Below are 1771 nucleotides of genomic sequence, written 5' to 3' on the forward strand. Positions count from 1 at the left end.
GTTCGGGGGCAAGACGGGCACGGCCGTGACGATGAACGGGTCGGTCCCCGGCCCGCTCCTGCGGTTCACCGAGGGCGACGAGGCCGTCATCCGCGTCCACAACAAGCTGGACGAGGACACCTCGGTCCACTGGCACGGGCTCATCCTGCCGAACAACATGGACGGCGTGCCCGGCGTCAACTTCCCCGGCATCCCGGCCCGCTCGACGTTCGAGTACCGCTACCCGATCCGCCAGTACGGGACGTACTGGTGCCACAGTCACTCGGCGTTCCAGGAGCAGCTCGGCCACTACGCCCCGTTCATCATCGACCCGTCCGGGCCGGAGCCCTACCCGTTCGACCGCGAGATGGTCGTGGTCTTGTCGGACTGGACGTTCGAGGACCCCCACGGCGTCCTGGACAACCTGAAGAACCGGGCGAACTACTACAACTTCCAACGGAACACGCTCGGCGACGTCATCGGCGGCGAGGTCAGCCCCTCGGAGTTCCTCTCCTGGGAGCGGATGCGGATGGACCAGACCGACATCTCGGACATCACGGGCGCCACCTACACCTACTTGATGAACGGGCAGGCGCCCGACCCCGGCTGGTACGGCCAGTTCCGGCCCGGCGAGCGGGTCCGCATCCGGTTCGTCAACGCGGCGGCCATGACGTTCTACGACGTCCGCATCCCGGGCCTGCCGATGAACGTCGTCCAGGTCAACGGCCAGCACGTCGAGCCGGTCGAGACCGACGAGTTCCGGATCGGCGTGGCCGAGACCTACGACGTCGTCATCGAGCCGGGCGACCGGGCCTACACCCTCTTCGCCGAGACCATGGACCGCTCGGGCTACGCCCGCGGCACGCTCGCGCCCCGGCCCGGCATGACGGCCCCGGTGCCCGAGATGCGCGACCGGCCTTCGCTGACCATGATGGACATGGGCATGGACCACGGCGCGATGGGTGGCATGGAGGGGATGGACCACGGCGGCATGGACATGTCCGGCGCGGCCGCGGGCGCCGCAGGCGGTATGGACCACGGCCAGATGCAGGGGATGGACCACTCGGGCATGGCCACGGGCGCCGCCAGCGGGGAGATGGCGATGGGGGACACGGCCGGGGTCCGCCCGCCGGGCGCGTTGCCCGAACCCACCATGCACGGGCCGGACGACCACGGCAAGGCCAACGCGATGGCGCCCATGCAGACCCGGAGCCGGCTCATGGAGCCCGGCGTCGGGCTGGGCGACGACGGCCGCCGCGTGCTCGTCTACGCCGACCTCAAGGCGCTCTACCCCGAGCCGCGCCGGGCGCCCGACCGCGAGGTCGAGCTCCACCTGACGGGCAACATGGAGCGCTACATGTGGTCCATCGACGGGAAGACGTACTCCGAGGAGCCGCTCATCCCGATGGTCTACGGCGAGCGCCTGCGGTTCACGATGGTCAACGACACCATGATGAACCACCCGATGCACATCCACGGCATGTGGATGGAGCTCGAGAACGGCCAGGGCGAGCGCATCCCGCGCGTCCACACGGTCGTCGTCAAGCCGGCCGAGCGGGTCTCGCTCCTGATCGACGTGGACGCGCTCGGCCCGTGGGCCTTCCACTGCCACATCCTCTACCACATGGACCTCGGGATGTTCAGGGTGGCCATGGTCCAGCGGCCCGACGACTGGGAGCCCGAGGTGCTCGCCTCGATGTACCCCTCGGGGCTCCCGGCGGGCTTCCCGCGCCGCGACCTCGCCCGAGGCTAGACCGCCCCACCGGCCCACCCCGATCTCCCACGCTATGAC

General features: G+C 69.8%; 1 protein-coding gene. It reads left to right on the plus strand.

Annotated elements, in window-relative coordinates:
• Positions 1 to 1732 (plus strand): copper resistance system multicopper oxidase (locus WBA11_RS01180; protein ID WP_424518905.1); only part of this gene is annotated, 1732 nt, incomplete at its 5' end.
• Positions 1733 to 1771 lie beyond the last annotated feature (39 nt).

Source organism: Rubrivirga sp. (assembly GCF_049648075.1).
Classification (GTDB): Bacteria; Bacteroidota; Rhodothermia; order Rhodothermales; family Rubricoccaceae; genus Rubrivirga.